We start from the raw sequence: 19297 nt of genomic DNA, 5'->3' as shown, positions 1-19297 counted from the left end.
TTTGCCACGGGGACAGCAAAATGGGGGTGATCCGGGTGCGCGCAGGGCCGTAAATCGCGGACGAGTGCGTTTCAAACGCAAAAAAGCCGCCCGTGGGCGGCTTGAGCTGGCGCGGGAGCAGGTGCCCCCTGGCTAACTAATTACTTCTGGCCCCGTTTTTCGCGGGCGATGGCGGCGATGCGCATGCGCAAGGCGTTCAGCTTGATGAAGCCGCCGGCATCGGCCTGGTTGTAGGCGCCGCCGTCTTCGTCGAAGGTGGCGATGTTCATGTCGAACAGCGAATCCGTCTTCGAATCGCGGGACACAACGATGACATTGCCCTTGTACAGCTTGATGCGTACCCAGCCGTTCACGGTTTCCTGCGTGTGGTCGATCAGGGTTTGCAGGGCAACGCGCTCGGGCGCCCACCAGTAGCCGTTGTAGATCATCGACGCGTAGCGCGGCATCAGGTCATCTTTCAGGTGGGCCACTTCGCGGTCCAGGGTGATCGATTCGATGGCGCGGTGGGCCTTGAGCATGATGGTGCCGCCCGGGGTTTCATAGCAGCCGCGCGACTTCATGCCGACGTAGCGGTTTTCCACCAGGTCCAGGCGTCCCACGCCATGCTTGCCGCCAACCTTGTTCAGTTCGGCCAGCACGGTCGCCGGCGACATGCGCACGCCGTTGATGGCGACGATGTCGCCTTTTTCGTATTCGATGTCCAGGTATTCCGCTTCGTCCGGCGCCTTTTCAGGGCTGACGGTCCAGCGCCACATGGTTTCTTCCGCTTCGGCGCTCGGGTTTTCCAGGTGGCGGCCTTCAAAGCTGATGTGCAGCAAGTTGGCATCCATCGAGTACGGCGCGCCGCCGTTCTTGTGCTTCATGTCGATTTCGATGCCGGCGTCTTCCGCGTACTTCAGCAGTTTTTCGCGCGACAGCAGATCCCACTCGCGCCATGGGGCGATGATCTTCACGCCTGGCTTCAGGGCGTAGGCGCCCAGTTCGAAACGCACCTGGTCATTGCCCTTGCCGGTCGCGCCGTGCGAGATGGCGTCGGCGCCCGTGGCGTTGGCGATTTCGATCAGGCGCTTGGCGATCAGCGGACGGGCGATCGAGGTGCCCAGCAGGTATTCGCCTTCATACACGGTGTTGGCGCGGAACATCGGGAAGACGAAATCGCGCACGAATTCTTCGCGCACGTCTTCGATATGGATGTTTTCCGGCTTGATGCCGAATTTGATGGCCTTGGCGCGCGCCGGTTCCAGTTCTTCGCCCTGGCCCAGGTCGGCCGTGAAGGTGACGATTTCGCACTGGTAGTTATCTTGCAGCCATTTCAGGATGACGGAGGTGTCGAGTCCGCCGGAATAGGCCAGGACTACTTTTTTAATGTCGCTCATATTGCTTCCAGTTGTCGTTGTCGATGTATGTATTGCGATGCTGCCAGGTTTTTTTTATGCAGTGCCGGGCGAATTATTGGATTTTACCGAGTAACAGGTATTCGATCAGCGCTTTTTGCACGTGCAAGCGGTTTTCCGCCTCGTCCCACACCACCGATTGCGGGCCGTCGATCACTTCGGCGGCCACTTCCTCACCGCGGTGGGCGGGCAGGCAGTGCATGAACAGCGCGTCGGGCGCGGCGCGGGCCATCTTCGCGCCATCGACGATCCAGCCGTCGAAGGCGGCGATACGGGCCGCGTTTTCCGCTTCGTAACCCATGCTGGTCCACACGTCCGTGTTGACCAGGTGCGCGCCTTCGCAAGCGTCGGACGGGTTGGCGAAGAAGGTGTAGCGCTCCGTCTTGACTTGCGACAGGTCGATGTCGTAGCCCTTCGGCGTCGATACGTTGACGTGGAAGCCGAACACTTCGGCCGCCTGCAGCCACGAGTACAGCATGTTGTTGGCGTCGCCGATCCAGGCGACGACCTTGCCGGCGATCGAGCCGCGGTGTTCGATGTAGGTAAAGATGTCGGCAAAGACCTGGCACGGGTGGTGTTCATTGGTCAGGCCATTGATCACCGGCACGCGCGAATTGGCGGCGAAACGCTCGATGATTTCCTGGCCGAAGGTGCGCACCATGATGATGTCGCACATGCGCGACATGACCTGGCCCGCGTCTTCCACCGGCTCGCCGCGGCCCAGCTGGGAGTCGCGCGTGTTCAGGTAGATGGCGGCGCCGCCCAGCTGGTGCATGCCGGCTTCGAACGACAATCGCGTGCGGGTGGAGTTCTTTTCAAAGACCATCACCAGGGTGCGGTCGATCAGTGGATGGTAGATTTCGTAATTCTTGAACTTGCGCTTGATCAGATGGGCGCGTTCGATCACATATTCATACTCTTCCAACGTGAAATCGGAGAACTGGAGGTAGTGCTTGATCGGTTTTTTTGTCGACATAATGACCACTTGAAGATGCGCAGGCCGCCGGCGGCGTGCCTTTCCCGCCGGGTTGCATCAGCGTACAACATCTCGTCTGATGACTGCCTCGCCCGGCGCGCTGCTGTGTTGATCGGTGCCCGCGCCTGTTTGTCGCGCGGGTCGATGCGGTTTGCCAAGTTGTAAATCATGCAATGGCAGGGACTTCAGCCATTCAATTATAAGGGTTTTGCTTTTAGATTGGAAAGACTGGCCGGACGGGTACTTGTGTAGACAAGTATCCGCGTCCAGCCATGGTCTTGCCGGCATCAATAGATGCTGGCCGGACTGGCCGCATCGATCTGCGGCGCCACCAGGGGCAAGTCCAGCGTGAAATGCGTGCCGGCGGGGCTGCTGGCCACCTGGATGGTGCCGCCCAGCAGGGCCGTGACGATGTTGTAGCTGATCGACAAACCGAGGCCGCTGCCGCCCTGGCCCAGCTTGGTGGTAAAGAACGGGTCGAAGATGCGCGACAAATGCTGTTCGGCGATGCCGCCGCCATTGTCGGCGAAGACGATCCGCACGCGCGCGCCATCGGGCGTGGCGGACAAACGCATGCAGCCCTTGCCGGCGGCGCCGTCATTGGGCGCGGGAGCGAAGGCGTGCAGCAGGGCGTTGTTGATCAGATTGGTGATCACCTGGCCGAAGGGGCCCGGATAGCTGTCCAGCGAGATGCCGAACGCGATATCCGTCTCGATGCGGTGGCCCGAGCTGCGGATGCGGTTCATGACGGTGGCGATGATTTCATTGCTCACCTGCTGCAGGTCGAACTGGCGCCGTTGTTCGGTGGTGCGGTCGACGGCCACCTGCTTGAAGCTGTTGACCAGGTCGGCCGCGCTGTGCAGGCCGCGCATGACCAGCGCCGATGCCTTGCCCGCATCGTCGATGTAGGCGGCCAGGTCCGAGCGTCGCAGGCCGGGACCGTTCATCAGGCGTTCCACGTCTTCCGTCTTTTGCAGCATGGTGCTGGCGATCAGCAGGCTGTTGCCGATCGGGGTGTTGAGTTCATGCGCCACGCCGGCCATCAGCGAACCGAGGGCGGCCAGTTTTTCCTGCGATACCAGTTGCGCCTGGGCGTCTTGCAGTTGCCGGTAGGCGCTGGCATTGTCGAGCGCGATGGCGCCATACGCGCACAGGGTGCGGAAGATCAGGCGTTCGCGTTCGCCGTAGGCATGGGCATGGCAAGCCTGCACCGTCATCACGCCCAGCACGCGTTCGCCCACCGTCAAGGGCACGTACAGCACGCTCTGGTTATGCAGCGTGCCGGGCACGGTGTAGGCGTGGCGCTTGGGCGGTACCTGGTCGATATACACTTCGCGCCGGCCCAGCAGGCAGCGCACGGAATAGGCGCGTGGGTTGCTCAGTGGAATGGCGTTGTCGGACAGGGGGCGGCCCGCTTCCATGCCGTGCGCGCGGCGCAGCGCCGTGCCCGCCGCATCGAGCATGTAGACGGCGAAGGTGTTGACTGGCAGCAAGGCATGCACGTGTCGATCCAGTACCTGGAACACGGCGCTGGCGTCGAGGTGGGTGGTGATTTCCTGGCCGATGGCCGACAGCCGCTCCAGGGTCTCGCTGGTCTGCTGCAATACTTCGGCGCGGCGCGCTTCGGAGGCGGCCAGTTCGCGGTGGTGATAGCCTTCCGAGCGCGCATGTTCCGTCTGGTGGTAAACCTGCATGGCGGTGGCGCGGTTGCTCGCCTGCTGGGTGTGGCTTTTTTCGCGCGCCACGCCCGCATCGAGGGCGATATCGTAGGCGCGCGCATAGTCGCCCGCATGCGCGTACTCGCGCGCCAGCGCATCGAGCAGTTCGCCCGGCGGCACATAGCCTTCGATGGAGTCGGCCACCTGCAGTGCCTGGTGCAGGAAATGCAGGGCGGGATTGCGTTCCTGCATGCCTGCGGGCGGCGGCAAGTCGTGGCGCGCATGCAGCATGGACAAAACGCGCAGCGCCGCCACCTGGTGCATGGCGTCGCCCTGCGCGGTGGCAAGCTGGCAAGCCCGTTCGGCCGCCTGCAGCGCCTCGTCCGGACGGTCCAGGTAGGACAGCGCGTGGGCGCTGCCGCGCTGCGCCATGCTGCGGAAATCGGCCTGGCCCAGCGCTTCGGCGCGCTGCGCCAGCCGGCTGAAGGCGTCGAGCGCCGTGTCGTAGTCGCCCTTGTCCAGGCTCAGTTCGCCCAGGTGGAACAGGGCGTTGGCATAGGTGCGCGCGCCCGCCACGGGGGCCAGGATGTGCAGCGCTTCGCGCAGCAGTGTTTCGGCGTCGGCCAGGCGCCCCAGCTTGCGCATGGTTTCGGCCGTATGCGTCTGGCAGGCGCCGATGCTGCGCGGCCAGCCGGTGGGGCGCGCCAGGTCCAGCGCGCACTGCATCCATTCGAGGGCCGATTCGTTGTCGTTGAGGCTGGAGAAACAGTCGCCGATATTGATGGCGGCCGTGATCGCGCCGCGCAGCTGGCCGCTTTCCAGGGCCGCCTCATAGCTTTGCATGTAGTGGCCGGCGGCCGTGCCCAGGTCGCGCGAGGTGTGCGCCAGCAAGCCGCGAAAGTCGTGCACCCAGGCGGCCAGCGGCGCGGGCAGCTTGCCGCTGGCGCCGTCGGTCTGGAAGTGGCCGCCCCATCGGACCTGGGCGGCCGGCGCGTCGTGCAAGACGGCCCAGCGCGCCGTGGCCGCGTCGGCCAGGCCGGCGCGCATCGCATCGCCGGCGCTACGCGCTTGCTGCGCCGCGGCCAGCAGTTCGGCGTCGCAGCGGGCATGGTCGCCCCGGTCGACGGCGATCGAGGACAGCAGCCAGTGGGCGTCGGCGCAGCCGGCGCCGTCGCCATGCGCGCACAGGATGGCGTGCGCCGCCATGGCCAGGCTTTCGGCCGCATCGAGTGCGCCTTGCAGCCATGCCACTTCCGCCTGCACCAGTTGCAGACGCGCTTGGGCGCTGGCCAAGGCGGGGGGCGGCAGTTGGGCGTGGGGCAACAAGGCTGCCGCTTCGGCTGCATGGTGCAGAGCCTGTGCGCAGTTGCGCTGGCGCAAATGCCATGCCAGCAACAGCAGCAGCGGTACGCGCCCGGCACCGCGCAACGGCAGCAATGCGCTTTCCCACTGCGCTACGTCATGTTCGAGCGCGAACATTTCCATTCAAGCATTCTCCCCGCAAACAGTGGCGCCAGCCTGCGACCGCACAGGCCATGCGTCATCGCATTGTAAGCTGCATTCAGGGGAATTGTTCAGTCCGCAGGGCAGAATTGTGCGTCCCGCCCGGCCGCCACGGCAGGGCGTTTCCCCGGCCGTGCTACGGCCGGCCGCAGGCGTCTAGCGTGACACGAGGCGGATGCGGGCGCTGCCGTCCATGGTGCTGGCGCTGCGCATGTCGGCAGGCATGCGCAAGCCGGGCAGGAACTGGGCGTCGTCGATCACCACGCGCTCGCCCGTATTGCTGAAAACGAAGGTCGAGCCCTTTTTGCTGACAAACTGGCCCGGCCCGGTGGGATAGATTTCCACGCTGGGCTTTGCATGCAATTCCCTGTCGTCGATCAGGCGGCCAAAGAAATGGGTGTCCTGCTGCTGGACTTCCAGCCGTTGTCCATTCGACAGGCGGTATTGCTGCTCGATGTCTAAGGCTTCCTGTGCCGTGACGTGATAGTAGGTGCCAGAGGTGACGCGCACGCTGTCTGCGGCTTGCGGCGTCATCGCGGTTTGGGCCTGGGCCGTGCCGCCGGCAAGGGCAAAGATAGCGACGAGGAGGGGGAGTAAGCGTTTGGTCAGCATGACATTCACCTTCGATCAGGATGGCAGGATGGAGAGTAGTTAGATCGTGTGGTCGCTGACGGGTTTCCGGCAGCGACTGGTGTCAAGTTAGCAAACGCGCCTGGCCATCGCCAGCGGCAGGCGACGGGCGGCAGGTTTGACGCGCTGAAATGCCTAAAACGGCGGATGAACGGTTTTGGGATTAAAGTCGAAAAGCAAGCTCGGCCGCAAAATTAAATTTTGCCGGCCGAGGTTTTGTTGTGGCTTTATTCGTGCTGCGGCATTTTCTTAATACAGTGTCTGCGCCGATTCGTGCAGCAGCTGGCCATACAGGGTATGGCGCATCTTGGCGATCTTGCCTTCCGACAAGGCTTGCAGGATGGCGCATTGCGGCTCGATCAGGTGGCGGCAGTTATAGAACTTGCAGCCGCCCAGGTAGGGCTGGAACTCGCGGAAAGCCCGCTCGAGCATGCCTTCGGACAGGTGATACAGACCGAATTCCTGGAAGCCGGGCGAGTCGATGATGGAACTGTTGGCGCCCAGTTCATCGAGCTTGTACAGCCGCGTAAAGGTCGTCGTGTGTTTGCCCGTGTCGAGCGCGGCCGAGATTTCGCGCACGGCGATGTCCGCGTCCGGCACCAGCAGGTTGATCAAGGATGACTTGCCCATGCCCGACTGGCCGATCAGGATCGACGACTGGCCCGCCAGCAGCGGCGCCAGGGTGGCCACGGCGTGCTCGGGCTCGGCGCGCGCCGACACTTCATCGACGGGATAGCCCATCGAGGAATACGGCAGCAGGCGCTCGCGGGCCCGTTCCAGCGAAGCGGTCACGTCCGTTTTATTCAGGATGATGCGCGCCTCGATGCCGGCCGCGTCGGCCGCCACCAGCGAGCGCGAGATCAGGTCATCGGCAAAGCCCGGTTCCGTCGCCACGACGATGAACAGCTGCGTCAAATTGGCGGCCAGCAGCTTCGATTTGTACTGATCCGAGCGGTACAGCAGGGTCTTGCGTTCCTCGATGCGGTCGATGACGGCCTGGTCGTTCGAGGTGCGCGTCAGGTGCACGATGTCGCCCACGGCCACATTGGTTTTCTTGCCGCGCGTTACGCATTGCAGCTTGGCGCCGTCCACGTCGGCCAGGTAATGGCGGCCGTGGGCGGCAATGATGACGCCCGTCAACTTGCCTTCGCTCATGGGGCCACCTGGCTGCTCTGGTAAATGAGGTCGGCCTTGGCGGCGCAGATGAAGTCGTTTTCGGACAGGCCGCCGGCGCCCTGGTTGACCGAGTGCGTGTCGTAGCGCACGGCGCAGGTTTTGTAAGTAATGATGAGCTCCGGATGGTGGTCTTGCGTATGGGTCATATAGGCCAGGGCGTTCACGAACGCCAGGGTCTGGTAGTAATTCTTGAAGCCGAAGTCGCGGCACAGCTTGCCATTTTGTACTGTCCATTGCGGCAGCAGCGCGTGCAGGGTGGCGACGCCGGTGTCGCCCAGCGCGTGCTGGCGCGGCGCGCAGGACAGTTGGGCCAGCTCTTGCAGTGTGGATGGCGTATTCATGTCGTAGCCCCTTTCAGGTGGCGGATGCGCACGCTGGCCGGCGGGTGGCTATCGTAAAAGGCCGAGTGCAGCGGGTCGGGCGTCAGGGTCGACGCATTGTCTTCATACATTTTCACGAGGGCCGAGACCAGGTCGTCCGCCTGCGTGTGCGTGGCGGCAAAGGCGTCGGCTTCGAATTCGTGCTTGCGCGAGCTGAGCGAGGTCAACGGTCCCAGCAGGAAGGTGAAGACGGGCAAGGCCAGCATGAACAGCAGCAGGGCCAGCGCGTCCGTCGGCTGGCCCGTCAAGGCCAGCGCGACAGGGTCGACGCCCAGGCCCGCATAGAACCATGGCTGCGTTTTCAGGAAGCCCAGCAGCGCCAGAAAGCCCAGCGAGATGACGAACATCATGGCGATGCGCTTGACGATGTGCTTGAGCTTGAAGTGGCCCAGTTCATGCGCCAGCACGGCTTCGATCTCCTGCGGCGCCAGGCGCGACAGCAGTGTGTCGAAGAAGACGATGCGCTTGTTGGCGCCAAAGCCCGAGAAATACGCATTGCCGTGGGCGCTGCGCTTCGAGCCGTCCATGACGAACAAGCCTTTCGAAGCGAAACCGACGCGTTGCATCAAGCCTTCGATGCGGCTTTTCAGCGCTTCGTCGGCCAGCGGCGTGAATTTGTTGAACAGGGGCGCGATGACGGTGGGAAACAGCACCATCATCAGCAGCTGGAAGCCGCTCCAGACGAACCACGCGTACAGCCACCACAGGCCGCCCGACTTGGCCATCAGGGTCAGCACGACCCAGATCAGCGGCAAGCCGATGGCCGCGCCCAGGCCCACGCCCTTGAGCATGTCCGTGAAGAACAGCTTGCGCGCCATGGTATTGAAGCCGAAGCGTTGTTCCAGCACAAACTGGCGGTAGTAATCGAAGGGCAGGTCGATCAGGCCCGAAATGACGGCAAAGGCGGCGATCAGGCCGATCTGGTACAGCATGGGCGAACCCGCACCCATCCAGTCATTCAGGTGCAGCGCCAGCCATTGCAGGCCGCCCAGCAGGGTAAAACCGATCAGCACGGCATAGTTGACCAGCAGGGTCAGCAGGCCGAACTTGGTCTTCGCCACAGTATAGTCGGCCGCCTTCTGGTGCGCCGCCAAGGGGATTTTTTCCGCGAATTCGGGCGGGACTGCCGCGCGGTGCGCCAGCACGTGGCGGATCTGCCGCGAAGCGAGCCAGAAGCGCACGGCCAGGGTCAAAACGAGGATGGATACAAACAAAATCGAAAACGCGAGTGAATACATTCTGTGCCTGTGAGAAAATGGCTGATTATTTAGTTTGATTAGGCCAAGAGAGAATTATGTCACAAGCGACCGACTTAACCGCATCCACCCCCGCACCCGTCGTGCCAGCACGTCCCAACGAGATGAACCTGGTCTGGGTCGACATGGAAATGACGGGCCTGGAGCCTGATACCGACCGCATCATCGAGGTGGCGGTGGTGGTGACGGACATGCACTTGAACCTGCTGGCCGAAGGCCCCGTGTTCGTGATTCACCAGTCGGATGAAACCCTGAACAAGATGGATGCCTGGAACAAGGGCACGCACGGCCGCTCGGGCCTGATCGACAAGGTCAAGGCGTCGACCGTGACGGAAGCCCAGGCGGAAGCGGAACTGATCGCATTCCTGAAGAAATACGTGCCTGCTGGCAAGTCGCCCATGTGCGGCAACACCATCGGCCAGGACCGCCGTTTCATGGTGCGCGGCATGCCGAAGCTGGAAGCGTTCTTCCACTATCGCAATGTTGACGTATCGACATTGAAAGAGCTGTGCAAGCGCTGGAAGCCGGAAATCGCCACCGGTTTCAAGAAACACCAGAAGCACACGGCGCTGGCCGATATCCTCGAGTCGATCGAAGAATTGAAGTACTACCGCGAGCATTTCATTAAATTGTAATGGGGTTGTCGGCTTAGGCGCTGCGCGCTAAGCCGACCTACGGGGCATTGCAACCTCTGGCGTAGGTCGGGTTAGCGCCTTGGCGCGTAACCCGACACAGCTACGGGGCATTGCAACCGCTGGCGCAGGTCGGCGTAGGTCGGGTTAGCGCCTTGGCGCGTAACCCGACACAGCCGCCTCAAAGGCAAGGCTGTGCCAAACCCCATCCTCACCCCGCCACTCCAGCGCAAACGCTCCCGTTTGCCGCAAGTCCGTAATCCAGCGCACTTCGCCAGGCTGGCGGTAGTATTCCGCGCACTGGCCGAACCCCTGTTCCAGCCGGCAAATCACCAATCCTTCGCCCGCCACGGCGCACCATTGCTCATGGTCATCGATCAAGGCCACGGCCGGGTCGCCATAGAATTCGCCCAGGCTGGCGTGACGCCCATCGGCGGCCGTCACCCTGGCATGTTCGTATTCGTGCTGGACAATATAGTCGGCGCTGCGCGCCAGTTCGTGTGTCGTCATGCTGTCTCCACGGTAGGCCAGACGGTTTCCTGGTCGGCGCGCGCTTCGGCGATCAGCCATTCGCAAAACGCGTGCACGAGGGGCCGCGTTTCCGCCTGGGGCGAACGCAGCAGATAATAGCAGTGGGGGCCGCGCACCGCGTGTTCGAACACGCGCACCAGGCGGCCCGAGCGCAGGTCGTCGCCGATCAGGGGACTGGCGGCAATGGCCACGCCCTGGCCGCTGGCGGCTGCGTCCAGGCATAGATACGTGTGCGAAAAGCGCGCGCCGCTGTTGCCGCTATTGCCGCTGTAATGCACGCCGCAGCTGTGCAGCCAGCGCGTCCAGTCGATTTCGCCGGGCAGGTGCACTTCCGGCTCGTCGTGCAGCAGCGGATAGCGCAGCAGGTCGGCCGGCTGGCGCAGGCTGGCCGCGTTGGCGCGGAAACCGGGGCTGCAGACGGCGGAAAACCATTCTTCCATCAATAAATCCACTTTGAGGCCCGGATAGCGGCCTGGTCCCAGGCGGATGGCCACGTCCACGCCATCGCGCGCCAGGTCGACCGGGTGCATGGACGCCAGCACGCGCAGTTCGATCTGCGGGTAGCGGTCGCGCAGCCGGCCCAGGCGCGGCATCAGCCAGCGCGAGACGAGCGAGCTGGTGGCCGTCACCGTGACGACCTTGTCGTCGCCCTGGCGCCGCGCCTGCTCGGAGACGTCGGCCAGCTGGTTGAGTATCGGCCCCAGCGAAGCCGCATAGCGCTGGCCGGCGCTGGTGAGCACCACGCCGCGCGGCAGACGCTGGAACAGCACGATGCCGAGCCACGCTTCCAGCTGTTTGACGTGGTGGCCGATGGCGCCGGCCGAGACGTGCAATTCTTCGCCCGCGCGCTGGAAACCTTCATGGCGGGCGGCCGCCTCGAAGGCGTGCAGGGCGGCGAGCGGTGGCAAGGGACGTGACATGGCGTTCTTAATAGAATTGAGCCTCAGTAATATTCGGCCTATCCGTGAAGAATATTGGTTTGTTTCATTTTGCGCAAGCGAATATGATGCCGCTCATGCGTGAAACGACCCGCAACAGGATTCACGCATGCATCATCTTCCAGCCTTGCTTGGCATTAATATTTACAACGCCTGGGAAAACCGTCGCGAGCGGCAGTGATTTGTGGCTGAGAAGCGCAACCGTACTTCAGTACGGTGAGCATCGCCGGCCGCAAAGCGCGACGCGCAGCAGGTTTGCCCTGGCGTACTCAAAGAGGTTTAGTCATGTCTGATCGCCGCGCCGTTGCGCTGGTGTTGCTGTCGGCCGCCGGTTTCGGCAGTTCCGCAGTGTTTGCCAAGGCGGCCTATGCGTCCGGGGTCAACCCGTCGACCATGCTGGCCTTGCGTTTCGTCATCGCCGCCATGCTCTTGCTGCCGCTCGTGTGGCTGGGCGGCTGGCGCTTGCCGCGTGGCCGCCTGCTGGCCGGCTACATGCTGATGGGCCTGATGTACACGGCCCAGTCGCAAGGCTATTTCAATGCCCTCATGTATGCCAGCAGCGGCCTGTGCGGCATGCTGCTGTACGTGTATCCCGTGCTGGTCACCATCCTCGCGCTGGCGCTGGGCTGGGAAAAGCTGGACCGGCGCATGCTGGTGCTGATGGCGCTGGCCATTGCCGGCATGGCCATCACCCTGGGCGGCAAGCTGCAGGGCCAGCCCATCGGCATCGCCCTGGCCTTGATGGCGGCCGGCGTGTACGCCGTGTACATCCTGTTTGGCAACAGTCTGTCGAAAAGCCGCGAGAATATTCACCCATTGGCCGCTTGCGTCGTGATTCTGGGCACGGCGGGCCTGTCGAACAGCGCGATTGCCTTGTGGCAGGGCGTGTCCTTGCCGGGCACGGCGACGGGCTGGCTGGCCGTCAGCGCCATCGCCCTGTTCTCGACGGCCATCGCGATCGCCGCCTTCTTTGCCGGCGTGGCGCAGATCGGCGCGGCCAAGGCGTCGATCATTTCCACGTTTGAACCCGTCATCACAATGGCGTTCGGCGTGACCTTGCTGAAGGAATCCGTCAGCGGCACGCAATTGCTGGGCGGCGCCATGGTGCTGGCCGCCGTGGTCTTGCTGGCGCAGCGGCCCGCTGCCAAGCCGGTTTCCATGCCGGGCGTGCAGGCCAGCGCCTGATCCTGTTTTTCCCGAACTGATCGGTTGTCTCGATCGGTCTCCTTTGGCGCCGCGACGGGTTTCCTGTCGCGGCGCTTTTTTTATGCGCACACAAATAAGACTTGATTGCGAATGATTCTCATTTATAATTAACGTCAATTTCCCCACCACCAGCCAGCCCATGCCAGCCAGTGTTCGCCTTGAAAGGAGACACCGTGTCGAGCACGTTCCCCATTTGCAATATCGAGCTGGTCACCAGTGAATTTGCCCGCCTGCGCCGCGAAAAGAAGGCCCGCCACCGCGACATCGCCGAGGAACTGGGCATAGCCGAAGGCGAGCTGATCGCCGCGCATGCGGGCCTGTCGCTGGCAGATGGCGCCTTGCTGGGCGCCGAGCGCCTGCAGGCCGACTGGCCCGCCATCGTCGCCGCGCTGGAGCCGCTGGGCGAAGTCATGGCGCTGACGCGCAACGCCTCGTGCGTGCATGAAAAGACGGGCGTCTACCGAAAAGCCAGTCACAACAACCATGTGGGCCTGGTGCTCGGTGGCGACATCGACCTGCGCGTGTTTTACCGCCAGTGGGCGCATGGCTTTGCCGTTCGCGAGATGGGCGAGCACGAGGTGCAGCGCAGCCTGCAATTTTTCGATGCGGCCGGCCACGCCGTGCACAAGATTTTCCTCAAGCCGCAAAGCGACCTGGCCGCCTACGACGCGCTGGTGACGCAGTTTGCCGACGCGGACCAGGCGGCCGGCATCGCCGTGACGGCGCCGCCGCCGGCGCCGGCGGAACTGCCCGATGCGCAGATCGACGTGGCCGGCTTTCGCGCCGCCTGGGCCGACTTGCGCGACACGCATGAATTTTTCACCTTGCTGAAAAAATATGCGGTCTCGCGTCTGCAGGGCCTGCGCCTGGCCGAAGCGCGCTTCGTGCAGCAGATCGACAAATCCTGCGTGCTCGACCTGCTCAACGATGCCGCGCTGGAAAAAGTGTCCATCATGGCCTTCGTCGGCAATGCGGGCATGATCCAGATCCACTCGGGTCCCGTGCACAAGATCGCCGTGATGGGGCCGTGGATCAATGTGCTCGACCAGCGCTTCAACCTGCATTTGCGCGAAGACCATATCGCCAGCGCCTGGGTGGTGAAAAAGCCGACCGTTGACGGTCTGGTGACGTCCGTGGAACTGTTCGACGCGAAGGGCGACACCATCGTCATGTTCTTCGGCGAACGCAAGCCAGGCGTGCATGAATTGTGTGAATGGCGCCATATCGTCGACAGGGTGGCGCGGGAGGGCGAACTATGCGCCGCATGATCGCCGCCAGCGTGGCGCGCCGCATCGCGCTGAAAAAAATGGGGGCGGGAGCGCTGGCCCTGGCCGCGCCGATGCAGGTGCTGGCGGCAGTGACCGATGCGGCCAAGCCGCTGGCCAAGGCGCGGCGCATCGTCAGCGTGGGCGGCGCGCTGACGGAAATCGTCTACGCGCTCGAGGCGCAGGGCGAACTGGTGGGCGTCGATACGACGTCGCTGTATCCGGCCGTGGCGCAGCAGCTGCCGCAGGTCGGCTATGCGCGCACCCTGTCGGCCGAGGGCGTGCTGTCGCTGGCGCCCACGCAGCTGATCGCCACCGAGGAAGCGGGGCCGCAAGCGGTGCTGCGCCAGGTGCGCGAGGCGGGCGTGCCGGTGGCGGTGCTCAGCGCGAACAACCAATTCGAAGGCTTGCTCGAACGGGTAAAGCAGGTGGGCCGGATCACGGGCCGCCCCGAACCCGCCGCGCGCCTGGCGCAAAGCCTGCAGCAGCAGTGGAGCGGCGCCCTGGCCAAGGTGCAGCAGCGCCAGCATGCGCCCGTGCGCGTGCTGTTCATCCTCGCCCATGCGCCGAACCAGGTGATGGTGGGCGGGCGCGAGACGGGCGCCGACGCCATGCTCGCGTATGCGGGCGCCGTCAACGTGATGGGCGGGCAGGGCGGATTCGCCGGCTACAAGCCGCTGACGCCGGAAGCCGTGATCGCCGCGCGGCCCGACATCGTGCTCGTCACCGACCAGGGCTTGAAGGCTTCGGGCGGCGTGGACGGCATCCTGAAACTGCCAGGCCTGGCGCAGACGCCGGCCGGGCGCAAGCACCGCATCGTCTCGCAGGAAGCCATGCTGCTGCTGGGCTTTGGCCCGCGCATGCCGCAGGCGCTGGCGGAACTCGACGCCGCTTTCGCCAAAGCCATGGCCGCATGAACGTGGCCTCCCTGGTCTCCGCCGCGCCCTGGTGCTGGCCACGCTGGGGCGCCGGCGGGCTGCTGGCCGCCGCACTCGCTGGCGGCTTGCTCGTCGCCGTGCAGGCGGGCGCCGTGCCCGTGACCCTGGCCGACTGGCTGGCGCCGTTTCAAGCGGGCGACGAGGGGCTGTCCGGCGGCGCGTACGTGCTGTGGCATATCCGTTTGCCGCGCGCGCTGTTCGCCGCCCTGATCGGCGCCGCGCTGGCGCTGGCCGGCGGCCTGACGCAAGGGCTGTTCCGCAATCCGCTGGCCGACCCGGGACTGCTGGGCGTGAGCAGCGGCGCCGCCTGCGCGGGCGCGGCCACCATCGTTTTCACGGCCAGCCTGCACGTGGCGCCCGAACTGCGCGTGTGGCTGCTGCCTGCCGCCGCGTTTGCCGGCGCCATGCTCATTTGCGTGCTGCTCGACCGGGTCGCCCGCTGGGCCACGCCCGGTTCCATCGTCGGCCTGCTGCTGACGGGCGTGGCGCTGAACGCCATCACGGTGGCCGTCATGGGCCTGTGCATCTACCTGGCCAGCGACGACCAGTTGCGCACCCTGACTTTCTGGACGCTCGGCTCGCTGTCGGCCGGCAGCTGGCGCCAGGTGGCTGCCCTGCTGCTGGTGCTGGCGGGCGCGCTGTGGACCACGCGCTTCCTGATGCGGCCCCTGAACGCGCTGGCGCTGGGCGAGGCGCAGGCGCTGCACGTGGGCGTCGACGTGGGCCGCCTGCGCACGCAGGTGATCGTGCTGGTGGCCGTGCTGACCGGGTTTGCCGTCGCCTGGTGCGGCGGCATCGGCTTCATCGGCCTGATCGCGCCGCACCTGGTGCGCACCTGGCTGGGCGCCGACCAGCGCAAGGTGCTGCCGCTGGCGATGCTGATGGGCGCCTTGCTGCTGCTGTCGGCCGACACCCTGGCGCGCACGGTCGCCATTCCCGCGGAAGTCCCCGTCGGCATTTTCACGGCCTTGCTGGGCGGGCCATTTTTCCTGATGCTGTTGCGGCGCTTCCGCCACGGCACCGCCTGAAAGGATGCGCATGACGCCCCTGCTGGAACTCTCTTTCGCCACCACGCAACTGGGCCAGCAGTATTTCGGCCCGTTCAATCTGCAGGTGGCACCCGGCGAGCGCGTCGCCCTCCTCGGCCCCAGCGGCGCGGGCAAGTCGACCCTGTTGAAACTGATGGCGCGTGAACTGCATCCGCAGTCGGGCCAGGTGGTCTTCGCCGGCCGGCCGCTGGCGCAGTGGCCGCTGGCGGAACTGGCGCTGCGCCGCGCCGTCCTGCCGCAAGGTTCGAACGTGGCCTTCGGCTTGCCGTGCGAACTGGTGATCGGCCTGGGGCGGGTGGCGCGCCTGGCCGACCCGCAGCTGGGACGGATCGTGCAGGACGCGGCCGCCCTGGCGCATGCCGCGCATCTGCTGGGGCGGCGCCTGGACACCCTGTCCGGCGGCGAGCAGGCCAGGGTGCAGCTGGCGCGCATCTTCGCGCAGATGTGGGATGTGCAGGATGGCTTGATACTCGTCGACGAACCGCTGGCGGCGCTCGATCCCGGCCTGCAATTCGATTTGCTCGACAGCCTGCGGCAGTTTTGCGCCGCGCGCGGCCACGCCGTCGTCGCCATCCTGCACGACATCAACCACGCCTTGCTGGGCTTCGAGCGCTTGCTGCTGGTGCGTTCGGGCCAGCTGGTGGCGGATATCGCCAGCGATGCCGGCGCCGTGCCCGCGCTGGCCGCGCTGTACGGCATCGCCCTGACGACGGCGACCAGCAGCGACGGCGACGTGTGCGTCATCCCCGCCAGAAGCGCGGTACGCAGGGCCGCCTGACTCACTCATTCAATCAATCACTTACCACACGTCCGCCGCGCGCGGCCGCGCCATCTGGCCGCTGCCCAGCAGCCACACCATCAGCGCTTCGGCCTGTTCGCGCGTGGCCGCCACTTCCTGCACGATGCCGAAGGCTTTCATGGCGCCGGCCGCCAGCGCCTGCAGACGCGCACGCTGCTCCGCGTCCGCCTCGACCGATACGAGGCCGCGGCAAAGGGCGGCCAGCGTCACCTTGTTATGCTTGAGCCACAGGCCGCGCCGCTTGCGGTCGATGTGCGCTTCGTCGCTGCGCTCTGCTTCGAACAGCATGACGAACGGTTCGCCGTGGCGCAGCAGGGCGTCCATGTCGTTTTCCCACAGCGGGGCATAGCCGGTGACGGCCGTTTCAGGGCGAAAGCGCACGATGGGAAAGTCGCTGACGTCGTGGATGGAGAAATGGGCGGGATTCGGTTTCATGGAGCGCTTCCTTGCGAGGTGGTTGAAAATGCTTGCCAGCCGCCGCCCAGCGCCTTGTAGACCTGGACCAGCGACAGCGAGGCGGTGGCGCGGCTGTCGACCAGCGCCGCTTCGTTGTTCAATAAGGTGTTTTGCACGTGCAGCACGTTGATCAAGTCCGTGCCGCCCTGGCGGTACTGCAGTTCCGCGCTGCCCAGCGCCCGCCGTCCCTGCCTGACGGCTTCATCGAGGCTGGCCTGGCGGCGGGCGTTGGCCTGGTAGCCAGAGAGCGCGTCTTCCACTTCGTGCCAGGCGGCCAGCACCGTCTGGCGGTAGGCGATGGCCGCTTCCTGCTGCTGCGCCTCGCGCAATTGCAGTTTGCCGCGCAGGCGACCGCCATCGAACAGGGGCACGCTGAAACCGGGGCCGAAGGCAAAGCGTTTGGCGTCCCAGCCGATGTCGGACAGCTGCATCGCTTGCAGGCCGATGCTGCCCGACAGCGTGATGCGCGGATAAAAATCGCCTTGCGCTACGCCGATGGCGGCCGTGGCCGCGTGCAGCTGCGCTTCGGCACGGCGGATGTCGGGACGGCGCTCGGCCAGGCCGCTCGGCACGCCCAGTTGCACCTGCATGGCCACGGCCGGAATGTCCTTGCCCGCCGCCAGTTCCGCCTGCAAGGCTTGCGGCGGCAGCGCCAGCAAGAGGGCGAGGGCGTTGCCCAGGCGCGCTTCGCGCTGCTGCAGCGGCGGCAGGCGTGCTTCGATGGCGGCCACGTGGGCCGCCGCCTCGGCTTCGTCGAGTTGCGTCGCCACGCCTTCGCGCAGGCGGATGCGGGTCAGGTCCAGGGTATGGCGGGCGATATCGAGCAGCTGTTGCGTGATGGCCAGCGTCTGCTGCGCGCCGCGCAGCTCGATGTAGTCGCGCGCCGTCTCGGCCAGCACGGCCAGCAGCACGCCGCGCTGCGTTTCCAGCGCCACGTCGACGCGCGCGTCAGCCGCTTCCACTTCACGGCGCACGCGGCCCCACAGGTCCAGCTCCCAGGCGGCGTCGAGGTTGCCTTGCCACAGGTTGTAGGCTGACTGGCCGTTGTTGCGCGACGGGTCGCTCAAACCCTGCTCGCTGTTGCGCGCGCGGCCGTAGCTGCCATTTGCGCCCAGGGACGGGCCTTGCGCGGCGCCCGCCACGCCGCGCGCGGCGCGGCTTTGTTCCAGCCGGCTGCCGGCCGCCCGCACGTCGAGGTTGGCGCCGGCGGCGCGCTGCAGCAGGGAAGACAGGGTGGCATCGCCGAAGCCGTCCCACCAGCGTTGCTCGATGGCGGCGTCCTGCTGGGCGGCGAAACGGGCATCCTGCGCCTGGCGCCATTGCTGCCCCAACGGCGCTTGCGGATGCTGGAAATCGCTGCCGACGCTGGCGCAGCCGGCCAGGCCCAGGGCCGTGAAAATGATCAGTGCTTTCATCGCGCGCTCACCTGTTGCAGCAGTTGACGGCGCATGGCCGCAGCTGTACTAATGCGCACTTCGGCCGACATGCCCACGCGCAGGCGGCTGCCGTCATCCTGGCCGGGATCGAGCGCGATCCTGACGGGGATGCGCTGCACCACCTTGGTGAAGTTGCCGGTGGCGTTTTCCGGTGCGATGGCGGCAAACGTCACGCCCGTGGCGGGCGCGATGCTGTGCACCGTGCCGCGCAGGAGCATGCCCGGATAGGCGTCGACGGCGATGCTGGCGCGCTGGCCCTGGCGCACGTGGGTCAGCTGGGTTTCCTGCAGGTTGGCGATGACGAAGCTGCGGTTCAGGGGTACCACGGCCATCAGGCTGGCGCCGGGCGCCACCAGGGCGCCGACGCGCACGGCGCGGCGTCCCACGATGCCGTCGATGGGGGCGCGCAGCTGCGTATGCGACAGGTCAAGTTCGGCCCGCTGCAGGCTGGCGCGGGCGCGCAGCAAGGCCGCTTCGGCCGCGCCTTGCTGCGCCTGCAAAATGTCCGTCTGCTTGCGGGTGGCGACGAGGGCGGCGCGGTTTTGCGCCAGGCGCGCCCGGCTCACGTCGAAGCGCGATTGCGCCTGCTGCGCGTTCTGCACGCTGCCCGCACCCTGGCCGGCCAGGTGCGTTGAGCGGGCCAGTTCCTGCTGCGCCAGCTTGTCTTCCGCCTGATTGGCGTCGACCAGGGTCGTGGCTTGCTCGATCACCGATTGCTGGCGCTGCAAGGTGGCGCGGGCATTGGCCAGCTGCGCCTCGGCGCCGGCTACCTCGGCGCGGGCCGAGGCGGCGCCGGCCTGGTAGTCGCGGTCGTCGATGCGCGCCAGCAGCTGACCCGCCTTGACAGTCTGGTTGTCTTCCACCAGCACTTCCCGCACGATGCCGCCCACCTTGGGGGAGAGCACGGTGTAGTCGGCGCTGACGAAGGCGTCGTCGGTGCCTTGTTCGTCGCCGCGGGCGAACAGCAGTTGCCAGGCGCAAAAGGCGAGGGCGCAGGCCAGCAGGGCCAGGCCGAGAAGAAATGCGCGTGAGCGCAGTATGGTTGTTTGCATGGGGATGCTCTTTCTTGAAATA

The 19297-nt window shown here is 65.4% G+C and carries 18 protein-coding genes; 6 read left to right on the top strand and 12 right to left on the bottom strand.

All coding sequences use genetic code 11. From position 1 onward, the window contains the following. Positions 1-140: 140 nt before the first annotated feature. From OX462_RS20350 to OX462_RS20320, 7 genes are all read right to left on the bottom strand, one after another. Positions 141-1376 (bottom strand): argininosuccinate synthase, encoded by a 1236-nt coding sequence (locus OX462_RS20350; protein ID WP_034759383.1) that lies wholly within the window; start codon positions 1374-1376, stop codon positions 141-143. A 73-nt stretch (positions 1377-1449) separates the two neighbouring features. Continuing rightward, complete coding sequence (gene argF / locus OX462_RS20345; RefSeq protein ID WP_070290636.1) at positions 1450-2370, bottom strand: ornithine carbamoyltransferase; 921 nt, start codon at positions 2368-2370, stop codon at positions 1450-1452. A 287-nt stretch (positions 2371-2657) separates the two neighbouring features. Beyond that, the gene (locus tag OX462_RS20340; RefSeq protein WP_254670509.1) at positions 2658-5507 is read right to left on the bottom strand and encodes an ATP-binding protein; all 2850 of its coding nucleotides are present in this window, start codon (positions 5505-5507) and stop codon (positions 2658-2660) included. A 180-nt stretch (positions 5508-5687) separates the two neighbouring features. After that, positions 5688-6143 (bottom strand): hypothetical protein, encoded by a 456-nt coding sequence (locus tag OX462_RS20335; RefSeq protein WP_070220085.1) that lies wholly within the window; start codon positions 6141-6143, stop codon positions 5688-5690. A 267-nt stretch (positions 6144-6410) separates the two neighbouring features. Next, positions 6411-7316 carry a ribosome small subunit-dependent GTPase A gene (rsgA, locus tag OX462_RS20330; RefSeq protein WP_034785059.1) on the bottom strand — a complete coding sequence of 302 codons (906 nt, stop codon included), beginning with the start codon at positions 7314-7316 and terminating at the stop codon, positions 6411-6413. After that, positions 7313-7678, bottom strand: coding sequence for a 4a-hydroxytetrahydrobiopterin dehydratase (locus OX462_RS20325; protein ID WP_070220087.1), 366 nt, complete (start codon positions 7676-7678; stop codon positions 7313-7315). Before OX462_RS20325 ends, rsgA begins: the two co-directional genes overlap by 4 nt. Continuing rightward, positions 7675-8955, bottom strand: a complete 1281-nt coding sequence (locus OX462_RS20320; RefSeq protein ID WP_409026929.1) for a M48 family metallopeptidase — start codon at positions 8953-8955, stop codon at positions 7675-7677. The genes OX462_RS20325 and OX462_RS20320 overlap by 4 nt, the downstream gene beginning before the upstream one ends. Before the next feature lie 56 nt (positions 8956-9011). Here OX462_RS20320 and orn point away from each other — a divergent pair, with 56 nt between their 5' ends. After that, positions 9012-9608 carry an oligoribonuclease gene (orn, locus tag OX462_RS20315; protein WP_170840539.1) on the top strand — a complete coding sequence of 199 codons (597 nt, stop codon included), beginning with the start codon at positions 9012-9014 and terminating at the stop codon, positions 9606-9608. Positions 9609-9752: 144 nt separating this feature from the next. Here orn and OX462_RS20310 read toward each other — a convergent pair whose 3' ends face one another. Both OX462_RS20310 and gcvA read right to left on the bottom strand, forming a co-directional pair. Then, positions 9753-10115: a hypothetical protein gene (locus OX462_RS20310; RefSeq protein WP_409026928.1), complete on the bottom strand. Its 363-nt coding sequence runs from the start codon at positions 10113-10115 to the stop codon at positions 9753-9755. Beyond that, positions 10112-11056 (bottom strand): transcriptional regulator GcvA, encoded by a 945-nt coding sequence (gcvA, locus tag OX462_RS20305; protein ID WP_070220093.1) that lies wholly within the window; start codon positions 11054-11056, stop codon positions 10112-10114. The genes OX462_RS20310 and gcvA overlap by 4 nt, the downstream gene beginning before the upstream one ends. Positions 11057-11359: 303 nt before the next feature. Between gcvA and OX462_RS20300 the strand changes: the two genes are divergently transcribed. From OX462_RS20300 to OX462_RS20280, 5 genes are all read left to right on the top strand, one after another. After that, positions 11360-12259, top strand: coding sequence for a DMT family transporter (locus OX462_RS20300; RefSeq protein WP_326459501.1), 900 nt, complete (start codon positions 11360-11362; stop codon positions 12257-12259). A 194-nt stretch (positions 12260-12453) separates the two neighbouring features. Next, positions 12454-13548 (top strand): hemin-degrading factor, encoded by a 1095-nt coding sequence (locus OX462_RS20295; RefSeq protein WP_409026927.1) that lies wholly within the window; start codon positions 12454-12456, stop codon positions 13546-13548. Continuing rightward, positions 13536-14462 (top strand): heme/hemin ABC transporter substrate-binding protein, encoded by a 927-nt coding sequence (locus OX462_RS20290; protein ID WP_099411858.1) that lies wholly within the window; start codon positions 13536-13538, stop codon positions 14460-14462. Before OX462_RS20295 ends, OX462_RS20290 begins: the two co-directional genes overlap by 13 nt. Then, entirely contained in the window at positions 14459-15511 is a 1053-nt protein-coding gene (locus OX462_RS20285) for a FecCD family ABC transporter permease (protein WP_409026926.1), read from the top strand. The genes OX462_RS20290 and OX462_RS20285 overlap by 4 nt, the downstream gene beginning before the upstream one ends. A gap of 10 nt (positions 15512-15521) precedes the next feature. After that, positions 15522-16310 (top strand): ATP-binding cassette domain-containing protein, encoded by a 789-nt coding sequence (locus OX462_RS20280; protein WP_409026925.1) that lies wholly within the window; start codon positions 15522-15524, stop codon positions 16308-16310. A 21-nt stretch (positions 16311-16331) separates the two neighbouring features. Here the strand turns inward: OX462_RS20280 and OX462_RS20275 are convergent, their stop codons facing one another. From OX462_RS20275 to OX462_RS20265, 3 genes are read right to left on the bottom strand one after another with little or no spacing between them, the layout of a single operon-like run. After that, on the bottom strand, positions 16332-16766 hold the full coding sequence (locus OX462_RS20275; protein WP_409026924.1) for a hypothetical protein: 435 nt from the start codon (positions 16764-16766) through the stop codon (positions 16332-16334). Next, the gene (locus OX462_RS20270) at positions 16763-18202 is read right to left on the bottom strand and encodes an efflux transporter outer membrane subunit (protein WP_409026923.1); all 1440 of its coding nucleotides are present in this window, start codon (positions 18200-18202) and stop codon (positions 16763-16765) included. The genes OX462_RS20275 and OX462_RS20270 overlap by 4 nt, the downstream gene beginning before the upstream one ends. Then, positions 18199-19275 carry an HlyD family secretion protein gene (locus OX462_RS20265; protein WP_409026922.1) on the bottom strand — a complete coding sequence of 359 codons (1077 nt, stop codon included), beginning with the start codon at positions 19273-19275 and terminating at the stop codon, positions 18199-18201. Before OX462_RS20265 ends, OX462_RS20270 begins: the two co-directional genes overlap by 4 nt. Between the last annotated feature and the right edge of the window lie 22 nt (positions 19276-19297).

It is taken from the genome of Janthinobacterium aestuarii, from assembly GCF_046113285.1.
GTDB lineage: Bacteria > Pseudomonadota > Gammaproteobacteria > Burkholderiales > Burkholderiaceae_D > Janthinobacterium.
The sequence above is the reverse complement of the archived record's forward strand: the minus strand, read 5'-3'. Positions and strand labels throughout refer to the sequence as shown.